This is a genomic window from Paraglaciecola sp., from assembly GCF_051252315.1.
In the GTDB taxonomy this organism is placed as follows: domain Bacteria; phylum Pseudomonadota; class Gammaproteobacteria; order Enterobacterales; family Alteromonadaceae; genus Paraglaciecola.
On sequence record NZ_JBPOFP010000008.1, the window covers coordinates 59,400 to 80,331 of the forward strand.

Genomic DNA, 20,932 nt, shown 5'->3' on the forward strand with positions numbered 1-20,932 from the left:
AATAATCAACTGTCATATAACTGTAACAAAAGTGTGATTCTCTAAATTGGGTTCTTGTGTTATTATGTAAATGAAATGTAGCAATAGAGGTTATTTCATATGCGTACAAAAATCTTATCGGTAGCGACTCTATGCCTTTTTTCTAGCACTGTTTTTGCTAAAGAGGCGCCTAAAAGTATGTTTAATTGCGTAGATTTGAAGGGATATACAGTTGATGAAAGCTGCACTGCATCTCTGATTTCTAAAAGCGAAACATATCTTGCACAACAAAAAGAACTCACTTTGAAGATGGAACAACAAAACCCTAATGTTATGGCGACAGTTCAATTTGATCCTCAACAAATGTTGATTAAAGTGATTGCTCAGAAAAAATTAGAGAGTAAATCTAAATTAGTTGCTGCGGTACAACACAAAGTATCAGCTACTCATCTTTAAGTTAAGAAGCTCGTAATTAGTAATATGTCAGCCGCTTAACTCACGCGGCTGAATTTTGTTAAACCAAGCAGTCTCTATAGTAACTAACCTTAGTTTTTAAAGATAATTATCGCCCACACTTCTCGATAAAATCATACTTAATTCTTGTAAACTGCGGCCCGATTCTTGTTGCAGTTGGTTAAAGCTGTTTTGAATGGCGGTTAAACTACGTTTGGACTGAGCAGAACCAGAAATGATATCTCTTTGGGTAAAGTATCCAACTATGTCATTACTCAATAAAAAAGTATCTTTGCCAATTGCGCGTAATCCATACGGACCGGTATTACCTCCTAACCTAGCTCCATGCTTTTTAAGATACGCCCATAAACCAATAATATCATCGGTCGGCCAGTCTGCAACAAACTGAGCAAAGCTGCCTTGTTCACGATTAACATTGTCGATCATAATGGCATTTTCACGAATAGTTTTAACTTTATTAAAGTTGCGAATAATACTTGGGTCAGATGCTTTCTTTTCTAACATTTCGTCTGGCATAAGCAGTATTTTTTGAATGTTAAATTCAAAAAATACTCGTTCAAAATCAGGCCATTTGTTACGAACCACTTTCCACACAAAGCCTGACTGAAATACTTTTTGAGTAAACTCTGCAAGATACCTATCGTCACTTATTGCGGCTAAGTCAGCAGTGTTAAGAGGCTGACTAATTAACGACTCTAACTCGGCCTCGCCACCTTTTCGCTCGCTGGCACGTTGGTAAATTTGCTGAAAAGTTTCTAGGTGGCTCATGGTTAATTCCTGTTATTTAAGCTGCTATGCCTGAATGTCTTAAGAGTGCATCTACTTCTGGCTCACGCCCCCTAAAGGCCACGAATAACTCCATAGGCTCTTTACTACCACCCATTTCTAGAATGTTAGTTAAAAAGTCATGACCGGTTTGTTGGTTAAAGATGCCCTCTTCTTCAAAGCGACTGAACGCATCAGAAGATAAGACTTCAGCCCATTTGTAACTGTAATATCCAGCTGCATATCCACCAGCAAATATGTGGCCAAAACTATTCTGAAAACGATTAAAACTAGGTGGAATAATTACCGCTACTTTTTCACGTACCTTATCTAACCAAGTTTGTACTTGTGTGGATTCGGCATCTTTAAAGCTCTGATGTAAGGTAAAATCAAATAGACTGAACTCGAGTTGTCTTAACATTTGCATGGCAGATTGGAAATTCCGCGCTGCTAACATGTTGTCTAATAAGTTTTGTGGCAAGGATTCGCCAGTTTCATAGTGTCCAGAAATAAAGTTAAGTGCCTCTGGTTGCCAGCACCAGTTTTCGAGAAATTGGCTTGGTAGTTCTACTGCATCCCAAGCTACACCGTTAATGCCTGACACTCCACCCACATTGATTTTGGTTAACATATGGTGAATACCATGTCCAAATTCATGGAATAAAGTGACAACTTCATCATGGGTAAAGAGTGCTGGTTTGTCTCCAACTGGACCATTGAAGTTACAGGTTAAATAGGCCACAGGGCTTTGCAAAGAACCGTCAAGTTTGTTGCGGCGTACTTGGCATTCATCCATCCATGCGCCACCTCGTTTGTGCGGTCGAGCATATAAATCTAAATAAAAGCTACCTCTTAATTCACCTGCTTGGTCGTATATATCGTAAAACTTAACGTCTTTATGCCAAGTATCTACATTCTCAACTTGGGTGATTTTTAAATTATATAAACGGGCGACTACTTCAAATAAGCCTGCAACTACCTTGTTTTCTGGGAAATAAGGCCTAAGTTGCTCATCAGATATTTTGTAGGTCTTTTCTTTTAACTTTTCGCTGTAATAAGGGATATCCCAAGCTAAGAGCGTTGGTGCTTGATAGAATTCGCTGGCGAAAGCATTTAGTTCTTCAACGTCTTTTTTAGCTTGAGGTTTAGAACGTTTGGCTAAATCTTCTAAAAATCCGGTAACTTGTGAACCGGAATTAGCCATTTTGCTGGCTAACGAATAATCGGCATAGTGTTCAAAATCTAATATTCCGGCTAACTCTTGCCTTAAGCTTAGGGTTTCATTAATGACTTCTGTATTGTCCCACTTTCCAGCATTTGGACCCTGCTCTGATGCTCGAGAAGTATAAGCTCTGTACATTTCTTCACGTAACTCACGGTTATCAGCATGGGTCATTATGGGTAAATAACTGGGTATATCTAGGGTAAATACCCAACCTTCTAACTCTTTACTTTCGGCAACTTGGCTGGCAGCAGCTAAAGCTGAGTCTGGTAATCCAGCTAATTCAGATTTATCTGTGATGTGTTTGAACCAACCCAAAGTGGCATCCATCACATTGTTACTAAAGTTAGAACTTAAATCTGAAAGTCGACTTTTTACTTCGGCATATCGGCTTTTCTTTTTATCATCCAAGGCCACGCCAGATAATTTAAAATCACGAATTGCTTGGGTAATCACTTTTTGTTGAGCTTCAGACAAATCTGCAAATTCAGGACTGGCTTCTATTTGGCAATAAGCTGCGTATAAGTCAGCATTTTGGCCAACCCAAGTTCCAAATTCTGAAAGGGCAGGCAAACAGGCATCATGTGCTTCACGTAATTCGTCATTACTCACTACTGAGTTCATATGAGAAATAGGTGACCATTTACGACTAAGCTGATCATCCACTTCTTCAATCGGTGCTATCAGGTTGTCCCAGCTGTATGATTCTTGTTTAAGTAATTGAATAATGTTGTTTTTACACGCCTCGATAGACTCTTCGATGGCGGGTTGAATGTGCTCGGGTTTAATGGCGGAAAATTGTGGCAGGCCAGATAAATCATTAATTGGATTGGTCATAAATATTATTCTTCTCGACTAAGTTATACAAAGAAGTTGGGTTGTTATCTGTAAATCTCAATAGCTGACCGGCTGTTGCCATAGATAATTTTGTTATTTTGTAATTAAATCGCAAAAAGCTTGTTCTAATACCCATACTGAATAGGACTATCTACTGACTCGATTAACCTGATTGAAAAATTGCGGTGTCAATTTTTTCGGATAGATATTATCTTGCATATAACGTTTTAAAAAAGTAGGCAGACAGTGTGATGGCAGATTTTGATTATATTTGTATTGGTGGCGGTAGTGGTGGCATAGCATCAGCCAATAGAGCGGCAAAACATGGAAAAAAGGTAGCTGTGATAGAGGCGGTTGATGTGGGTGGAACCTGTGTCAACGTGGGTTGTGTACCCAAAAAAGTCATGTGGTTTGGCGCCCATGTAGCTGAAGCAATTAATTTGTATGCGCCGGACTATGGCTTTGATATCACAGTCAATAACTTTAACTGGCAAACGTTAGTTGATAGCCGCGAGGCTTACATAAAGCGCATTCATACCAGTTATGGGAATGGTTTTAAAAACAACGGTGTAACGTTAATTAAAGGGTTTGCCAAATTTGTAGATAAAAATACTCTAGAGGTAGACGGTAAACTTTATACAGCAGATCATATTTTAGTAGCGACAGGTGGTCGGCCTATTAAGCCAAATATTCCTGGCGCTGATTTAGGTATTGATTCAAACGGTTTCTTTGAACTCACTCAGCAACCTAAACGTGCGGTTGTGGTAGGTGCGGGTTACATAGCTGTTGAGTTGGCGGGTGTGCTACATGCTTTAGGCACTGATACAACGTTAGTGGTGCGAAAACATGCACCTTTACGTAATTTTGATTCGATGTTGTCAGAAACGCTGGTGGAATTAATGGCGCAAGACGGCCCTACATTACGCACAAACTCTACACCAACAAAAGTACTTAAAAACGAAGACGGTTCGCTTACCATTGAGTTTGAAAGTGGTGAGTCAATTGAGACAGACAGTGTTATTTGGGCAATAGGTCGTGAGCCAGCCAATAATAACATTGGTCTAGAAAAAGCCGGTGTTGAGCTTAATGAGCGAGGTTATATCAAGGTAGATAAATATCAAAATACCAATGTTGATGGGATCTACGCTGTTGGTGACAATATTGGTTATGTTGAATTAACCCCAGTGGCGGTTAAATCTGGTCGATTGTTGTCTGAACGCCTATTTAACGGCCAAACGTTTGCACACATGGATTATTCACTGATCCCAACAGTGGTGTTTAGCCACCCGCCAATAGGCACTATGGGCTTAAGTGAAGAAGAAGCCAATAAAGAATATGGTGAAGATAATATTACTGTATATAAATCGGGCTTTGCTGCTATGTATACTGCCATTACCAAACATAGACAAATGACCAAAATGAAAATTGTTTGTGCCGGTGACGATCAAAAAGTCGTTGGTTTACACGGTATTGGTTTTGGTATGGACGAAATCCTTCAAGGATTTGGCGTAGCAATGAAAATGGGCGCGACTAAAGCTGATTTTGATGCCTGTGTGGCTATTCACCCAACCAGTGGTGAAGAATACGTCACTATGTAGATATGACAGGGAAATTGTAAAGGTTACGCTAAAGAACTAAACGGGCCCTTTGAGAGTATGACAGTTAAAATCTCTTAAAGGGGTCGTTTATCCTTCACTCATATCAAACATATATTGCGAACACATTATTAATCATTACCTCGCAAAGAATAAACGGTAGGTTGATTAATGTATTTTCTTAATGGCCAATAGCAGGCAAACAGTGATAACAAAACAATCGGCACAAAGGTCATGACAAATGCTGAGACTATGTTGCCAGTTAAATAATCTTTCAGGTTTTCATTGAGTCCTAAAAATAAGGCTAGCAGTACGGTAAAACTTGTTAGCATGCCAAGTATTATCATCGAAGCATTGTCTTTAATGATGAGTTTCACTATGTCTTTACGCTTTGCGCCAATTGCTAATCGGGTACCTATTTCAAAGCGCCGAATTTGCGTGCTGTAACTGAGTATTCCGTACAAGCCTAATCCGGCTAACAAAAAGGTGATAATCGCTAAAGCACCGCTGGTGACTGCTGTGGTGTATTGTGCAAACAAACGCTCAACACGACGTGAATTTAATGTAGATAAGCTGAACAGTTTTAGCTCACTAGAGACTTGCAGCAACACCTTCACAACTTGCTCCCGGGTAATGACTTGGCTCTCTTTCGTTTTAACCAAAAACATATTTCTGGCCTGTGATGCTGGGTAATAAAAACGCGGTTCAATAGTGGTTTGTCCGGGTAGGAGTATGCTTTTAACCACCCCTACAACCTTGGCTCCATTATCAAATGTTAAACCAAGTGCATTACCATTGGGTGCTAGTTGTTTGGCAAACACGTCATTGATTATCATGACGTTGTTTTTATCTTGGATATCCGCAGCGCTGAAATAATTGCCAGCTAGTAGCGGTTGCTCAATTAATTGGAAATAAGCATGGTCGACATCTTTGGCTCTCATTGAGTAACGCTCTTCACCCCCTAAGCGACTTATTGCTAATGTAAAAAACGGCATAGGTGCCATAGACTGACTCACATCTTCTACTTGGGGTAGTGCGGCCAATTTGTTTCTGACTTCTTTCACTTGTGCAATTAACCCAGCTCGTTCATTTTCACTTACAGAGGGTAAAGACAGTACTAAAAAAGAGGTATCTTGAGTTTCAAATCCAGAAGGGCGATTAATTGTGGTAAATGCTTCCTTGAATAGCACAATATTAATAAATACCAGTAAGGTGACAATGGCGATTTGACAGAGTACTAAACCCTTTCGCATTTTCTTCGGTACTTGTATACCGCTGCCTTTCCCTCCACTTTGTATCGATTGATTTAGCGCTCGGTAATTAATCATTCGCATATTTAGATAAGCAAAAAGCCAAGCGAAACTAAGCATCAAGAATATGGCACATAATAACGTACTTACATGTATAGACAACTCGTCAATCCTAGGTAAGTAGTGGCTTAAAAACAACTGCATACCTTTAAAGCCAATAGAGGCAATATATATGGCAATTAATGTTGATATGCCTACCAACAACAATGATTCGGCTAACATTGTTTTGAATAACTGTCGTCGAGATGCACCTAATGCTGCACAAATGGCGATCTGTCTATTTCGACCTAAAGTGCGAGACATAAACAAATTGGCGATATTGGTTGTGGCAATCAGTATTAATCCAATCGCTCCTGCAATTAATAAATATACTGTGTTTTGACTATTCGCCAGAATCACCGACTCTAACGAGTGTAGTTTTATGCCTATGCTCCAACCGTTAAAAAATTTGTGTCCGGCTACTTGCTGTTGCCAATTATCACTTACCAAAGTCGTAAGCTCTTGCTTCTGTCGAATTGTGGAATAGCCTGATTTCAATTTGCCCAGCATCATTAAACTGCCATCATCGTTACCCCATCTTTGACGTTCTCTTGGACTAACAGAGTTATAATCCCAAGGCAAAAATACATCAGATTTGTTACCCACACCATAGATTTGGGGTTCAATGAATTTTTCGCTTAATACTCCGACGATTCGATAACTTACGTCACCAAACTGCACCTTCTTCGACAAAATATCGGCATCAAGTGAGAATTGATTTTTCCACGTTTGGTAACTCAATATCGCCACCGGATTATAGGTATTCAGTGCTTCTGTAGATCCAAAGCTTCGACCTACCGCCATTTCTGCCCCTAAAAGAGAAAACCACTCCGGCGTCACAAAAGAAATAGGCAGAGTGGGATGAGAAGGCTCAGAAACCAATACATCAGCGTCGTAGTACATTATCCCTAATTGACTAAAAGTCGTTTGTTTGTTGTATAACTGCATCAAGTTTGGATAGGTAAAAGCATTACCATCTACATGTCCATTACTATCAATTAAATTATGTTCAACGGTAAACAGGCTGTCGCTCTCTGGGTAGGGCAAAGGTGATACTAATAATAGGTAAGCCAAGGTAAGCACACATAAAAGTGTGCCTAAAGTGAGACCCATAGTAGTGACAACTGCTGCAACAAACCCAGGCCTATTTTTAAGGCTAGCCCAAGCTGGTTTTAGTAAATATAGAGATTGGTTCATCACCTAATGCCCTAGTCACTGCCACGCAAAGAAAGAATAGCGGGGTGATTGATGTACTGACGTAATGGCCAATAACAAGCGAACAGTGACAATATTGCAATGGATAACACAGTGGACAAAAACATAGGTAATAAATCCACACTCATATAAGTAGCCAGTGCTTCTTTGTAACCTATATAAACCCCTAGCATTATCACTATGCTCGACGTAATGCCTAGCACAATCACCCAAATATTGTCTTTCACTATGAGCCCTACCAAATCTTTACGTTTGGCACCAATCGCCATGCGAGTACCCAATTCAAATCTTCTCATTTGAGTGCCATAACTTAAGATCCCATAAAGACCAACGCTGGCTAAAAATAAGGTAATGATTGCAATGGCTGCAGTGGTAGTGGCGGTTGTATATTGAGTAAATAAGCGTCTTTTCTTTTCATTATTTAAGGTATCTAAGCTAAATAACGCATATAAACTACTGACTTCACTAATTGCTGATACGACTTCTTCTCGACTTACACTTTGCCCATCACTTAACTTCAGCGTCATTTGTGTACTCGATAACCTTGAAGGAGTGTAAACACGCATTGGAATATCAGATCGAGCTGGCATTTTCACACCCTTCACAACCCCTATAATGGTGAAAGGCTCATTGTCTCCTCCTGGTGAAATCTGTAAACCTAATGCAGTGCCTTCTGGATTAAGGCGCTTAGCAAATACGTCGTTAACTATCATTACACGTGCACTATCTTTTACATCGGCTTCACTGATGTAATCACCTTCAAGTAACTCCTGACCTATCATAGTGAAATATTTATCGCTGACACCTGTGTTCTCGGGTGTGAAGTTTTCACCAGTTGCCACTGCTGTCAAAGCCCACAAACCAAAACCATTTAGTACCGAGCCCGACTGGGAAATGCTTTCTACCTGAGGTAATTCCAAAAGTTTTTTCTTGAGTTCGGTCATTGTGGCTGCGACTTCTTCTCTGGGGGGCATTTCTGGCGCGGATACCGATAAACTCATTTGGGTCATATTGTCTACACTGTACCCAGAAGGTTGAGTGATAGTATCTACAGCCTCTTTGAACAAAGTAATATTGGCAAAAACTAATACCGTAGCAATACACACTTGGCTGACTATGAGCGCTTGCCTAAAGCGTTTAGAAACTTGCACACCAGTTCCTTTACCACTGGCTTGCAGAACGGAGTTGAGCGCTCGATATTTAATCATTTGACTACTCAGAAACGCGAATAACAATGCGAATGAAAGAGCCAGAATTATCGCTGCAATAAAGGTAAGCAGATTTAAACCTAGTTCATTAATGCGAGGTAGTTGAGAGGCCAAGTTTGCTTGTAGTAAAGAGAAACCTAGAGACGCGATGACTAATGCTAGCAATAACGAAAGAAACATCAGCACCCCAGACTCTGCTAACAGACCTCGAAATAGGTGGGATTTTTTGGCACCAAGCGCCGCATAAATAGCCAACTGTCTTTGTTGTTCTGCCGTGCGGGACATAAACAAATTAGCAATGTTGGCGAAAGCAATTAAAACTAAGCCAAACACACCCGCTAATAATTTATAAACTGTATTAGAGCTGTCTCCCACAATAGCGGTTTGGAATGACTCAAGTGTCATTTCAATTGACCAACCACTAAAAAAAGGAATAGAAGCAACATTTTCAACCCAAGTATCGTGAACCAATGGGGTGATAATTTGTTCTGCTTGCGATGGACTCAAACCATCTTTCAATTTGCCTACAAAGGTCAATGAGCCACTGATATTTCCCCAACGTTCTTTTAAGCGCGCGTCAAGATTGTAATCCCACGGAAACCACATACCCACATTACGTCCTGATTCAGCAATTTGAGGCTCTATAAAACTTTCGTCTAAAACACCAATTACACGGTAACTTACACCACTGAAAGATACTTTTTTATCCAGCATGTCAACGTCAGATGCGAATTCGTCTTGCCATGTTTTATAGCTAATGATGGCAACAGGGTTGAATGTATCTAATGCTTCGGTGCTTTCAAATTTGCGGCCCATGCGCATTTTTGCGCCTAATAACTCGAACCACTCTGGGGTAACATACCCAGTATCTAGTGTGGGTTGGTTTGGCAAGGAAGTGAGTACATCTTGACCATAATGAATCAACGCCGCTTTCTTAAAGATATCCTGATTTTTATATAGGTGGATTAACCCAGGGTAGGTAAACGCTGTGGCATTGGTTTCACCAGATTTATCGCCTATACCATGTATCACGTTATATAATTTTTCTTGCTCAGGATAAGGTAAAGGCTCAACAATCAATAAGTGGCCTAATGTTAAGACGCATAGCAAGGCACCTAAGGTCGTACCCATAGTGGTCACAACTGTTGTGACAAAACCTAATTTCTTTTTGAGGCTGGCCCACGCTTGTTTTTGTTGATAAAGAAACTGCCTCATACAACCTCCTTCAACTCGGGGGTGGTTAAAATAGAACCATCTAATAATTTAAGTTGAATATTGGCCATGTCTGCATAACGTGGATCATGGGTCACCATACAAATGGTTGTGCCACAGTCGTTAAGTTTTTCCAGCACGTCCATAACTTGATCGCCACTTTTCGAGTCTAAGTTACCTGTCGGCTCATCTACTAGTAAAATAGCCGGCTCTGCTACTAAAGCGCGCGCAATGGCGATACGTTGTTGTTGTCCACCAGACAATTGATTTGGCTTGTGGCTGGTTCGATGGCTCATATCCACTAACGCAAGACATTCATTTACACGAGCTGTAATTTCTTTTTCAGTTGGTACTTTTGTTTTATAGCGTAAGGGTAGCGCGACGTTATCAAATACGGATAATTCATCAATTAAGTTAAATGATTGAAAAATAAAGCCAATTTTACTATTGCGGATCTCTGCTGCTTGGTCGAGTGACAAGTCGGTAACATTGGTACCTTCAATAAAGTACTCACCGCCTGAAGGCATGTCCAATAAACCTAAAATGGACAATAAGGTTGATTTACCACAACCAGACGGGCCTGAAATTGAAACATAATCTCCGGCATTGATGGTGATATCAACATTCTTTAAGGCGTGAGTTTCAAGCTCATCTGTTTCAAAAATCTTTGAGATATTTTTCATTTGAATTTTAATGTCGGTCTTTTTTAAATCATTCATAAATAGCTTCCTTTAATTTTCTATATTTTGATTCATCAGATTCTAGTTAATACTGATGAGGTGATTAGTCGCCTGAAGATTTGATAGGTCAGAAATAATAAATTCCTCACCTGCAGCAGCTCCTGACAGTATTTGGATAAATTGCCCAGCTTGAACACCAAAACGTAATTCTTGAGAGATGGCGTTTTCTTGGCTATTTATTTTGTATAACGAAACGTTAGTATTTGATTTTGCACCTGCTGGGCGTTTGATATATCTGACATTTTGTAAGGTATCAGCGATTATCACTCCATCTACACTCAGTTGTGGCCGAGCGCTCGCTGGCAGTGAAGCAGGTAAGGAAATTTCAACTTCCACTGTATTATTATCAACAACTGGATCTATACGGCTGACCGTGCCTTCAATTTTGTCACGACGCGTATCTATTATGGCTGTTTTCCCTATGGTTATAAGCTGAGCTTGACTTTGTGGCACGCGGATAAGTGCAATGAGGTCGGTCACACTGCCAATTAAGGCAACCTCTTGACCCGCAGCTAGACTTTGACCTAATTCAACTGATAAACGTTGTAACACTCCGTCAAAACCGGCTCTAACGGTCAACTTATCTAATCTTGATTCAGCGATATTGAGTCGGCCTTGTTGTTGCTTGACTCGCTCAAGTTGGATATTAACTGACTCGTTATGAACCAATTTAAGTTGAGCAATGCGCTGCTTTAAAATAGTAATACGTTGTTTGAGTTGCTTTTCATCTAGGGCTGATTGTTGAAATGTCAGTTGAGATACTATGCCTTGTTTAACCAGTTTTTTTTCTGCAATTAGTTTTAGTGCGGCGGTATCAAAGCGAGCGGTGATTTCAGCTAGATTGGCGGACTCATTTAAGATTTCCCGCTGATTATTAAGTTTTAATTGACGTAAATTTGCCTGTACCTGAATTAACTCTTGTTGGGCATTTTCAACCTGTAAAACCAATTCTGGATTTTCCAAACGCACAATCACGCTATTAGAACTGACTTGTGCTCCTGGCTTTAATACAATTTCTTTCACCGTGGCAGGTGAAAAAGAAGTAATCAGCTGCTGCTTATCTGAAGTCAAAGTCCCATATCCTTCGATAATGACTTCTAAATCACCTTGTTGAACTGATTCGACTATTATGTTCTCTCGGTCAACAGACACTGTACCGCCGTTGCTAATTGCAAAATATGCCAGTACACAGATCACTACAATCAAACCAAGCAGCATATTCCTTGGGGTTGGCTTAAAAGAAGATGGCTTTTTAGCTTTCGCTACGTCCACTTTATTCTCCAGTTCAGTTATTTAGGGTGTGAATAGGATTGATATAACAAGAGTCGTGCCAGATAGTAATGTTGATAAATTACAATAAGTTAGTGTTGTTTGGGATGTTGGGACTTAGGATGTAGTCCGATATCGGACCAAATGAGTCCGGTATCGGAATAAATAACGCATTAATTCTCTTTTAAAAGATAAAAGAGGAATTTACGAGGAAATAGGAAGACCAATGGATACGGTCATGCCTTGGTCTGGTGCGGGGTTATTTTTAATGTCTATTGACCCACCATGTTGCTCAATGATGTTACGACAAAATGTCAGGCCAATACCTTGGCCTTCTTGTTTGGTGGTAAATAGAGGTACAAACAAATTGTCGATATTGGCAAAGCCATGACCGTCGTCGATAATTTTAATTATGGTTTGTTGAGATTTTTCGAAAACTTCAATTTTTACATTTGAGGCTTCTGCTTCAAAAGCGTTTTTTAGTAAATTAATGAAAACCTGTTCGATAAACGTTGGATCTGCCCACAGCCACTTTGCCTTGTTAGTAAAGGTTAGGTTGTTCACTGAAAATAACCCCTTAAGCCGTTCTAAGAAAAGAGTTACATCAATTTTTTGACTATCCAAGCTTAGAGTTTGAGATAAAGACGAGTAACGGTTGACGAAATCCTGCAAATGATGACAACGTTCAGTGATGACGGCCAAAGCCTGTTTGTCTCTCGCTGAGTCGGATTTGCTTCCAAGGCTTTCCGCTAACGAAGAGACAGGCGTGAGGGAGTTACGAATTTCATGTCCCATAACACGAATTATTTGTTGCCATGCACTCAGTTGACTGGCACGAATAGCTGAGTTGATATTGGTAAATACGAGAAGCTGATGACGTTCACCCGCATCAATAAACTCACTTTGGCTAACATGCCACTGTTGATCTTTACTCGGTAATTCCCAACCATTGTCAGTCTCAATTAAGCCTAGGAGCCTTGGGGAGGCAAGACGGTACATTTGCCATGGTTGGCCAAATAACGTTGAAAAAGCAGCATTAGCATAACTGAGTTTTTGTTTTTGATTGAACACCAACATTGGTGTATTTAACTGATCGATCAGCTGATACAACAGCAATGCATGTTGATCATATTGTGACTTATGCGTCTGCATTTTTTCGCTGAGCATGTTGAGTTCATTATGGAAATTAGCCGTCACTCCCTCTTTAAATTCTGATTTAGCATATTGGTTATAATCTTCTACCTTGACCGCTTCTATATGTAAAAGAGCTCGATCAAAGGACGAAATTATTTTATGTTTAAACCGCATAATGCACATAAGTAATAGCAAGCTGAGTACCGCAATGGTCAAACCGATATTCCATAAATCCCAATCTGCTACCACTAAAATCCAAGTAACAGTCAGTAAAAATAGGAAAGCAAAAGCTCCTAAAACAGACAGAATATAAGCGCTTAAACTCTTACTTTTGAAGATCGTCATATTTTTCTAATCTTCGGTAAAGTGATGATTTGGTGAGGCCTAATAATTTTGCTGCATTTGGAACATGTTGATTAACCTGTTGAAGCGCTTGAGTGATGAGTTTTCTTTCAGCACTTTCTAATGTCATCATGGGTAACTCAGAACTCAGTTGCTCGACATCTGAACTAGGCTGAATATTGAGGTCAGAAGCCGATAAGGTATCTTGCCTGCAAAGTAATACGGCTCTTTCCATTAAATGACTTAACTCGCGGATATTACCTGGCCAATGATACTCCTGTAAGGCCTGCATCGCATCGGCATTCAGTTTAATACTGACTTTGGCGTACTTTTTACAATACATATTAATAAAATGTTCAGCCAAAGGAGTAATGTCTAACGTACGTTCTTTTAAAGATGGCACTCTAAATTCGATGGTGTTGATTCGATAGAATAAGTCTTCACGGAATAACTCTTTTTCAATCAACTCTTTAAAATTACCGTTTGTCGCACTAATTAAACGTATGGAGGTAACTTGTGTTTGGCTAGAACCTAAGACTTCATATTCGCCAGTTTCCAGTACTCGTAATAGTTTGGCTTGCTGTGATAAGGGAATATTGGCTATTTCGTCCAAAAACAACGAGCCATTTTGGGCTAATTCAAAACGACCAATTCGACTAGATTTTGCATCGGTAAAAGCGCCTTTAGTATGCCCAAACATTTCACTTTCAAATAGAGATTCTGAAATAGCGCCCATATTTACCGCAATAAATGGCCCGTTATTCACTTGAGACTGATTATGAATGTAACTCGCCAATTGACTTTTACCTGTTCCATTGTCTCCTGTGAGTAATATCGCTACATTGGCACTTGCCACACTATTAATTTGTTGCATGAGTTCGTGCATACAAGACGAAAGCCATTGATATTGGCCTTCTTCTATTTGAGTGTTGTCTAGTTGTTGTTGCAGCTTTTGATTTTGTTTCTTAAGACCGCTGACTTTGATTTGTTGCGCAACGACTTGCAACAGGCGTTGATTTTTCCAGGGTTTTTCCAGAAAATCTCCAGCGCCTAATTGCATCGCTTTGACGGCTAATTCGACGTTAGACCAAGCGGTCATTGCTACGGCTGGAATACCTAAGTCAGCTTTGTTTAGCCAAGTTAGTAATTCTAAACCTTCCTCACCCGATGTTGTATCAAGAGAGTAATTCATATCCATCAGTATCAAATCAACCTGATGGAGCTTGATTAGCTCTTTTGCCATAATAGGGCTTTCAGCTTCCGTTACTTGGTAGTGATTATCTTCGAGCACAAAACGCGCACTGACCCGCACGTCAGCTCGATCATCAACTACCAACACATTGGGCTTGCTACGAGTTTGCATCTTTTAAATTAACGCTTTTCTAGTTTGTGTCGAGACCAATCATACATAACACACAACAATTAAATAAGGTTAATCAAGAAATTACATTTGTACCAAAGCTGGAGATTCGACTCGAAATTCGATCAAAGATACACATTTGCAGTTGGATATTTAGGATTTAATCAGAACAATTGACTCGTGCCAGAGTTCAGGACTACGTGTGTAAATTAGCTATTGATATTTGTGACGCACAATACCACACTGGACATATCGATTTAGTCGAGTTGTGGTCATAAGTGTTATAGGCGTAGGTATGGATAATAAACCGTATATTTTTCAGTTTTGTGGCTTCGTGCTCGATCCAAATACGCAAGCATTCTCGTATAAAGGTACACCTGTTGACCTGCCCGAGAAGTCTTTTCAACTTCTTGAAAAATTATTATCTGCTGACAAACAAGTTGTAGAAAAATACACTTTATTAGATGAGTTGTGGAGAGGTTTGGTTGTAAGTGAATGGTCACTATCTAGACTAGTTTCCGATACTCGGCAGATATTGACGGAGCATTATGATCAAGGAGAGATTATCCAGACTCTGCGGGGAAAAGGATTTAGGATCCACCCCAATGTCCAAGTTAATAAAGTTGCCGCAGACAACAACGCCTCAAGTGCTGTAACGCCAGCTCTTATTAAAGTAGAAAAAACATTCCTGCACCCAAAGTATTATTATTTGGGGGGATTGTGTTTGTTGGTGGTTTTATTACTTTATTGGTTTACTAGCAAAGACGTTTTGCCACCAGAAAAGCCATTTGAAGTACAAAGATTAACCGTACTGCCCGTGCAACTGAGCACTGGTGATGATCAAGACCGTTGGGTTGAATATGGCGTGATGACTATGGTTATAGAAGAATTGCAACGCTTCCCTCAAATTCAAGTCGCGGATATGCATTCTACTTTGACTCATTTACCCAATATTCAGTATGACTATAATGACAGCAAGCTTTTTCAACAAGTTTGCCCGGCCTTAGGATGTAAACAATTATTGCTCATGCGATTAACCTTGACCGAGAACAGGGAGCCAAGCCTGAGTTATCAACTATTATCAGCTGATAAAAGCTCAACTGAGTATCATTTTATTAATCAGGATATTCTAGAAGCTTCAAACATGATGTTAGAGCATTTGTTACAGCTACTCTTGCCAAATAATCCAGATAGATTGTTTTTGAGTCATGCTTATAGTGACAATGCAGAAGCCAATCAAGATTTTGCAATTGGCGTTAGCCGCTTGTATCACGGTGAATACCAAAGTGCAGAAGATTATTTAAAATTAGCTTTGAAGCGAGAGCCTACATTTACCTGGGCAAAAATATTTTTAGTCGAAATATTGTATAGAGAAGGGAAACTTGCAGACGCAAAAACTCAAGCGAGTAACTTGTTGAATATTGCCTTAGAAATACGGCAAAGTATCTTTTTACAAAACTTGCTTTCTAATATTGCCTACAGTGAGGGGAATTTGGCCAGGTCAATTGAGATGGCTAAGGCATTTTTACCAGCTGTTGAACAAATTCAAGATCAAAACATATTTGGCGCGACTCACATGAATATAGGCACGAGTTTTCAAGCGCTAGGTGACATAGAGCAGGGGCTCGAGCATTTAAATATAGCGTTAGCGACATTTCAAGAGCACCATTTTAAGTTACGAGAGGCGCAGGCGTTGTTAAACCTGGGCAATACTATTTGGGTGGGAAAGTCAGATGCAGACCTTGCAAATCATTATTACCAACAAGCAGCTGATTTATTTCGACATTTAGGGGCAAAGAATTACGTTGTTTATGCTAAACATATGGCTGCTGGTGTTAAGGTCTCGAGTGGACGTTTTGTGAATGCAAAACGCGAACTAAATGAGGTGGTGAGTTTATATCGATCCTTGCAGGATAAAGAAGGTGTTTTGATTGCCCAATCCGATTTAACGTTAGCCACATTAGAAGAAGGGAATTATCTTGAGGCAGAAAAAATTGGTGTAGCCGTCTATAACGAGTCGGGCGAACAATACACATACCCACGCTCAATCATATCAGCCTATCTAGCTTTGATTTATTTGAATTTAGGTCAATTCGAACAAGCCAAAATTTATATTGAAGAGCGTGAAAAATATGATTGGTTTGACCCTAGGCCAGGATTTTCGTTGCTACCAGCCAGTTATGCCCACGCCACAGGTAACTTTGAACTGGCTGTTAAACTCTGTGACAAAGTAAAACAGCGGCTTAATGGCCAGTGGCAGGCAGGCCATCAAAAGTATGCTGATGCTTTTGCTCAGGACTTGATGAGTGGCCAAACTTCCATTACAGATTATGCAAATTTCCATCATCACTAATCAGCTCTTAACTAGTTGTTTTATATACTATTCAAATTGATTCAAACTTCTCTCAAGCTTCTCAAGCCAAATTGTTGATACTTGAGTTAACCAGCAGGTAGCGAAACTTATTGGTTGGCAAAGTCACTTAATAATTTGGAGAAGAGTATGACAAGACCGATATATTCAGCGGTTGTATTTATCACAGGCTGTGTGCTTTTTTGTTATTCGTCGTCGGTGGATGCAGCTACTTTTTACAAATGCAGTAGTGGTTATAGTTTCGAAACTAATCACAATGATTCCGCAAGGTGTTACAAACCTGCCACTAAACAATATAAGTCACCGTTAAAATGCGCAGACGTGCGCGTACCTGTTGCCAACAAATCTATAAGTCACTTCCTTATAAAAGACTACAGAGATTATGCTGATAAATGTGTGGGCAAGTTTAAAGCGGGCTCGATTGTTAATGAAAATTCTGTCGAACTTACCTGTCCTCAAAATTATAAATTGGAAATAAGGCGTGGCACAGACCGTTGTTTCAAAGCTGTCCCTGCAAAAGCCATTGCACCTTCAGTCCGGGTTAACTAGTATGTATATACAAGTACAATTATCGAGTTAGCTACAAAAAACTCGCTATTTCATCGAGTGGTTTTTTGTCTATTGCATGTTGCGGGATTGTGGCATCAGTCGCTGGATATCCGGCTACCAATAACATATATGGTCGTTCATTGTCTGGACGGTTACATATTTTCGATAAGAAACTCATTGGTTTAGGTGTATGGGTTAAGGTTGCCAACCCGGAATTATGTAATGCGTTGATTAAAAAGCCAGTGGCTATGCCTACTGATTCATGAACGTAATAATTATTTTGTTTGTTGCCATCATCTAATTGAGTTTGCTTTTGGCTAAATATGGCGATTAACCAAGGAGCATGTTCAAGGTAAGGCTTATCAGCATCAGTGCCTAAAGGTTTAAGCGCTTCTAACCACTCTTCTCCAGCTCGTCCTTGGTAAAACCCTTGTTCGTGGGCTTCTGCTTGTTGTCGTACTTGTTTCTTTACTTCAGGAGAGTGGATAGCGACAAAATGCCAAGGTTGGTGATTCGCACCATTAGGAGCGGTACCTGCCGCTTTAATACAGGTTTCGATAATTTCTTTAGCCACAGGTTTATCACTGAACTTTCGAATGCTGTGTCGACGTTTAATATCAGCATAAAACTGTTTAGCTCGGACCAACATTTCTGCTGGTGGATATTCAATAAAGTCAGTTAATGGCAAACTGTTGTGATCTTGCATGGATTATCTCTATTGTGTTTTTGATAACTGTATTTTATAGAAACTATTAATGCGAGTTTATTTGGTTCGCCCTTTAAGCTACTGCCAGTGCTTCTTCTCGACTAGCCAAATATTCGTTATAACTACCTTTGAAATGAATCACCTTTTGATTGCAAATTTCAATCACATGGGTAGCCAACGACGATACAAACTGTCTATCATGACTCACAAAAATTAGCGTGCCGTCGAACTTTTTCAACGCATTGTTTAAGGCTTCAATGGCTTCCATATCCATGTGGTTAGTGGGCTCATCCATAATTAGTACGTTAATATCCGACATCATTAATTTACCAAATAACAGGCGGTTTTTTTCTCCACCTGAACATACTTTGGCTTTTTTATTAAAGTCATCAGCACTAAATAATAAACTACCTAATAAAGCACGGACGGCTAAATCGTCATGTTTAGGTGTACGCCATTGTGACATCCAGTCAAATAGGCTTAAGTCATTGTCAAAATCGACCGTACTGTCTTGTGGGCAATAACCAATAGTGGCATTTTCAGACCATTTCACCACACCTTGTTTGGCTTTTAGCTCATTCACTAAACAGCGCAAGAAAGTGGTTTTTCCGACTCCATTTTCACCAATAACAGCAAGTCGAGCGCCTGCTTCTAGAATGAGTTCACCGTTTTTAAACAGTAGGTTATCTTCAAAACCATGACCGAGTTGTTCGAGAATTAAGGCTTGGCGATGCAACTTTTTATGCTGTTTTAAAACAATTCTTGGGGTACGACGACTAGATGATTTGACCTCATCTAGTGTGATTTTTTCTAATCTTCTAGCGCGAGATGAGGCTTGTTTGGCTTTTGAGGCATTGGCAGAGAAGCGATCAACAAAGGCTTGAAGTTCGTCCATTTCGGCGCTTTTCTTCGCATTTTCAGTTAATAGTTGTTCCTGAATCAATGATGAAGCTGCTTGATATGCTTCGTAATTTCCCGGGTAAATACGTAATTCGCCATAATCAATATCAGCCATATGAGTACATACTGAATTTAAAAAATGACGATCGTGAGAAATAATAATCATGGTGCATTTACGTTGATTAAGTACTTCTGCTAACCAATTGATGGTGTAAATATCAAGGTTGTTGGTGGGTTCATCTAGTAACAAAATATCTGGATTAGCGTACAAGGCTTGAGCTAATAAAACTCGCAGCTTACGACCTGGAGCAACCTGTGACATTAGGCCGTAATGATAATCTGCAGGTATGCCAGCTTCTAATAATATCTCTTCGGCTCGTGCTTCGGCTGTGTAACCGTCCATTTCTGCAAATTGGGTTTCTAGTTCGGCTACGTGCATGCCGTCTTCTTCACTCATTTCTGCTTTTGAGTAGATTTCATCTCTTTCTTTTTTTACTTTCCAAAGATTTACATCTCCCATAATCACAGTATCGACGACTGTAAATTCTTCAAAGGCAAACTGGTCTTGGCTGAGAGTGCCTAACTTATCACCTGGGGTTATCGATATATTTCCGGCACTTGGGGTTAATTCGCCACTAAGTATTTTCATAAACGTGGATTTTCCACAACCGTTAGCGCCGATTAAGCCATAACGATTTCCATTACCAAATTTGGCTGAAATATTTTCAAATAATGGTTCTGCACCAAACTGCATGGTGATGTTTGCGGTAGAAATCAAAGTGGGTATTCCAGAATAAATAAATTAGTAAAAAGTTTGGTATTGCAGATTAAAAGCATGACAAACAAAGGCCGCGCATCATACGGAAATGCCGACTTAAAGTCGAGTCTTGTTGATGGTTTTTTATACTAATTTAGTGTGTTCTAATTGTATTGTGGTTACTTTATTTTGAAGGGTAGTTATATTTACCTTTATTTGTTAGATTTTCATATTAATGTTTTATCAAGCTAGTATTAAACGTCTTGTAGAAATTCACTATCTATGACTAAAATGAAAGAGGGTTTTAAGCTGCTATGAAAGAGAACAAATAGAGCCTAATGAAAGTATTGTCTAAACATTCTAGATTTAACTTCGTTTCAGCAAGGATTGTGCTGATACTGATTACCTGTGTTTGTTGGAGTTTCACTGTTAGAGCGGACACAATTAGTGTTGCAGCTGGGTGGGCTCGCCCTCCTTATATTAACCCTTTAGACCATACGGGATTCGAGTTGGATATTATCCGGCAAGTACTTTCTAGAATGGGGCATAAAACTAAAGTTGTTTATGTACCACATCAAACTACTATCGAGCTATTAAATGATGCGCAAGTAGATATTGCATTAACTTTGAACGAAGGAATTGGAGTTTCTTCAGAACGATTAAGTGACGTGTATATTAACTACCAAAATGTTGTTTTAAGCTTAAGCAAAAGAAACTTAAAAATTGCTGAGATTCAAGATTTATCAGCATTCAGACTGGTGGGCTTTCAAAGTGCCAAAGACGTACTAGGCGATGAATATTCAAATTTAGTGAAAGGCAATAGCCTTTACTTTGAAATGGCTGATCAGAAAAAACAAGTAGAGTTACTGTTACAAGGTGTGGTTGACGCGATAGTTATTGACTTAAATGTATTTGATTATTTAAGTACTGAAATCGCCGGTAAAAGCC

15 protein-coding genes are annotated in these 20,932 nt (G+C 39.6%); 5 read left to right on the forward strand and 10 right to left on the reverse strand.

From position 1 onward, the window contains the following. Nucleotides 1–99: 99 nt before the first annotated feature. Nucleotides 100–435 carry a hypothetical protein gene (locus ACSHXM_RS02800; RefSeq protein ID WP_435687200.1) on the forward strand — a complete coding sequence of 112 codons (336 nt, stop codon included), beginning with the start codon at nucleotides 100–102 and terminating at the stop codon, nucleotides 433–435. 96 nt (nucleotides 436–531) lie between these two features. Here ACSHXM_RS02800 and ACSHXM_RS02805 read toward each other — a convergent pair whose 3' ends face one another. Together ACSHXM_RS02805 and prlC are read right to left on the reverse strand one after the other, a co-directional pair. Next, nucleotides 532–1,221, reverse strand: a complete 690-nt coding sequence (locus ACSHXM_RS02805) for a DNA-3-methyladenine glycosylase I (protein WP_435687201.1) — start codon at nucleotides 1,219–1,221, stop codon at nucleotides 532–534. 16 nt (nucleotides 1,222–1,237) lie between these two features. Beyond that, entirely contained in the window at nucleotides 1,238–3,277 is a 2,040-nt protein-coding gene (prlC, locus tag ACSHXM_RS02810; RefSeq protein ID WP_435687202.1) for an oligopeptidase A, read from the reverse strand. Nucleotides 3,278–3,528: 251 nt separating this feature from the next. On the opposite strand from prlC, the gene gorA reads away from it, so the two are divergent. Further along, nucleotides 3,529–4,875 carry a glutathione-disulfide reductase gene (gene gorA, locus ACSHXM_RS02815; RefSeq protein ID WP_435687203.1) on the forward strand — a complete coding sequence of 449 codons (1,347 nt, stop codon included), beginning with the start codon at nucleotides 3,529–3,531 and terminating at the stop codon, nucleotides 4,873–4,875. 128 nt (nucleotides 4,876–5,003) lie between these two features. Here gorA and ACSHXM_RS02820 read toward each other — a convergent pair whose 3' ends face one another. From ACSHXM_RS02820 to ACSHXM_RS02845, 6 genes are all read right to left on the reverse strand, one after another. Further along, a complete protein-coding gene (locus ACSHXM_RS02820) occupies nucleotides 5,004–7,418 on the reverse strand; it encodes an ABC transporter permease (RefSeq protein WP_435687204.1) in 2,415 nt (804 codons plus the stop codon). An 11-nt stretch (nucleotides 7,419–7,429) separates the two neighbouring features. Beyond that, nucleotides 7,430–9,859 carry an ABC transporter permease gene (locus ACSHXM_RS02825; RefSeq protein WP_435687205.1) on the reverse strand — a complete coding sequence of 810 codons (2,430 nt, stop codon included), beginning with the start codon at nucleotides 9,857–9,859 and terminating at the stop codon, nucleotides 7,430–7,432. Further along, nucleotides 9,856–10,575, reverse strand: coding sequence for an ABC transporter ATP-binding protein (locus ACSHXM_RS02830; RefSeq protein WP_435687206.1), 720 nt, complete (start codon nucleotides 10,573–10,575; stop codon nucleotides 9,856–9,858). The genes ACSHXM_RS02825 and ACSHXM_RS02830 overlap by 4 nt, the downstream gene beginning before the upstream one ends. 42 nt (nucleotides 10,576–10,617) lie before the next feature. Continuing rightward, nucleotides 10,618–11,868, reverse strand: a complete 1,251-nt coding sequence (locus tag ACSHXM_RS02835) for an efflux RND transporter periplasmic adaptor subunit (RefSeq protein WP_435687207.1) — start codon at nucleotides 11,866–11,868, stop codon at nucleotides 10,618–10,620. Between the two features lie 201 nt (nucleotides 11,869–12,069). After that, the gene (locus tag ACSHXM_RS02840) at nucleotides 12,070–13,344 is read right to left on the reverse strand and encodes a sensor histidine kinase (protein ID WP_435687208.1); all 1,275 of its coding nucleotides are present in this window, start codon (nucleotides 13,342–13,344) and stop codon (nucleotides 12,070–12,072) included. Beyond that, on the reverse strand, nucleotides 13,325–14,704 hold the full coding sequence (locus ACSHXM_RS02845) for a sigma-54-dependent transcriptional regulator (protein ID WP_435687209.1): 1,380 nt from the start codon (nucleotides 14,702–14,704) through the stop codon (nucleotides 13,325–13,327). The genes ACSHXM_RS02840 and ACSHXM_RS02845 overlap by 20 nt, the downstream gene beginning before the upstream one ends. A gap of 292 nt (nucleotides 14,705–14,996) precedes the next feature. On the opposite strand from ACSHXM_RS02845, the gene ACSHXM_RS02850 reads away from it, so the two are divergent. Further along, complete coding sequence (locus ACSHXM_RS02850; RefSeq protein ID WP_435687210.1) at nucleotides 14,997–17,054, forward strand: winged helix-turn-helix domain-containing protein; 2,058 nt, start codon at nucleotides 14,997–14,999, stop codon at nucleotides 17,052–17,054. Nucleotides 17,055–17,201: 147 nt separating this feature from the next. Continuing rightward, nucleotides 17,202–17,621: a hypothetical protein gene (locus tag ACSHXM_RS02855; protein WP_435687211.1), complete on the forward strand. Its 420-nt coding sequence runs from the start codon at nucleotides 17,202–17,204 to the stop codon at nucleotides 17,619–17,621. Between the two features lie 31 nt (nucleotides 17,622–17,652). Here ACSHXM_RS02855 and ACSHXM_RS02860 read toward each other — a convergent pair whose 3' ends face one another. Together ACSHXM_RS02860 and ACSHXM_RS02865 are read right to left on the reverse strand one after the other, a co-directional pair. After that, nucleotides 17,653–18,327, reverse strand: a complete 675-nt coding sequence (locus ACSHXM_RS02860) for a nitroreductase family protein (protein WP_435687212.1) — start codon at nucleotides 18,325–18,327, stop codon at nucleotides 17,653–17,655. Between the two features lie 73 nt (nucleotides 18,328–18,400). Next, nucleotides 18,401–20,005 carry an ABC-F family ATPase gene (locus ACSHXM_RS02865; protein WP_435687213.1) on the reverse strand — a complete coding sequence of 535 codons (1,605 nt, stop codon included), beginning with the start codon at nucleotides 20,003–20,005 and terminating at the stop codon, nucleotides 18,401–18,403. A 317-nt stretch (nucleotides 20,006–20,322) separates the two neighbouring features. Between ACSHXM_RS02865 and ACSHXM_RS02870 the strand changes: the two genes are divergently transcribed. Continuing rightward, nucleotides 20,323–20,932: substrate-binding periplasmic protein (locus ACSHXM_RS02870; RefSeq protein ID WP_435687214.1), on the forward strand; the 610-nt coding region annotated here is incomplete at its 3' end.